The organism is Streptococcus infantis (assembly GCF_047463635.1).
Classification (GTDB): Bacteria; Bacillota; Bacilli; order Lactobacillales; family Streptococcaceae; genus Streptococcus; species Streptococcus infantis_W.
On record NZ_JASHDL010000044.1, the window covers coordinates 1 to 1,463 of the forward strand.

The window sequence follows — 1,463 nt, forward strand, 5'->3', positions numbered from 1 at the left end:
GAGGTAATCCCTATGTTTCACAAAGAAAAACCTGATTATAATCGTAAGCAATATGGTTTCTATACAATAGACGAATTGGTCCCTAAAGATCACTTTCTTCGACAAGTTGATTCAAAGGTTGATTTTGGCTTTATCTATGATTTGGTAGAAGATACCTATAGTCCAGATAATGGTCGGCCTAGTCTTGATCCCGTCATGTTAGTCAAAATTCCTTTAATCAAATGTTTTTATGGTATCCGTTCTATGCGTCAAACCATGAAAGAGATTGAAGTAAACGTAGCCTATCGTTGGTTTCTCGGACTAACTTTAGATGATAAGGTTCCTCATTTTACTACCTATGGGAAAAATTACAGTCGTCGTTTTCAAGATAAAGAACTCATTTCTGAGATTTTTTCCCAAGTTTTCAACCAAGCTTTGTATGCAGGTTTAATTGATCCTTCTGAAATATTTGTGGATGGTACCCATATCAAAGCGGCAGCTAATAGTCACAAGTACCGTAAGGAAATGGTAGATCAACAAGCTAAATTTATGAGTGAACAATTGGCAGTTGAGATTGATTTAGATCGGAAAAAACACGCAAAAAAGTCCTTAAAGCCCGCAAAAGAAAGTGAGGCTAAGGAAAAGAAAATCTCAACGACAGATCCCGAATGTGGTTGGTTTCACAAGGGCGAACACAAGGAAGTATTTGCCTATTCTGCCCAAGTTGCTTGCGATAAGCATGGTTGGGCCTTGGCTTATACGGTTGAAGCAGGAAATGTTCATGATAGCCAGGCTTTCCCTGCCCTATTTTCAAAGTTAGAACCTTTCTCTCCACGCTATATTATTGCGGATTCAGGCTACAAGACCCCAACTATTGCCCATTATTTGTTAGAGCGAAACATCATCCCTGTCTTTCCTTATACTCGTCCAAAGGGAGTAAAGGGGAACTTAAGACCTAGTAATTTTGTTTATGATGCAAGTCATGACTCTTATATTTGTCCAGAGAATCAAGTATTAAGCTATCGCACTACCACTCGAGAAGGCTACCGTGAGTATAAGAGTAATCCCAAAGTATGTGTTGCCTGTCCTTTATTATCCGTTTGTACCCAAAGCCAAAATCATCAAAAAGTAGTAACGAGACATGTCTGGAAAGATGCCCTTGAATTTTGTGAGGAGATTCGTCACCAAAGAGAAATGAAAGAGCTCTATAAGAAGCGCAAAGAAACAATTGAACGGCTCTTTGGGACGGCTAAGGAGTACCATAATTTGAGATACACTAGAGAGAAAGGAAAGTCCAAAATGGAGGATCAGGTTGGGCTTACTTTGGCGTGTTTAAATATTAAAAAACTGGTGAAATGGATAGGAAATATCCCTTTTTATTTTTCTCAAATTCAGATTTTGGTATAGATTAGTAGATGATGAGACAAACTATTTTTGAAAAGAGAAAAAGACAAACGCCAAAAATGACGTTTGTCTTCGTTCTG

At 38.1% G+C, this 1,463-nt stretch carries 1 protein-coding gene; it reads left to right on the plus strand.

What is annotated here, in order from left to right; all coding sequences use genetic code 11:
• Positions 1-12: 12 nt before the first annotated feature.
• Positions 13-1,386: an IS1182 family transposase gene (locus QM867_RS10660; protein ID WP_414315750.1), complete on the plus strand. Its 1,374-nt coding sequence runs from the start codon at positions 13-15 to the stop codon at positions 1,384-1,386.
• The last annotated feature ends 77 nt before the right edge of the window (positions 1,387-1,463 follow it).

Coding starts and splice junctions, on each gene's coding strand:
- QM867_RS10660 (WP_414315750.1), top strand. CDS start 13: ATGTTTCACAAAGAAAAACCTGATTATAATCGTAAGCAATATGGTTTC.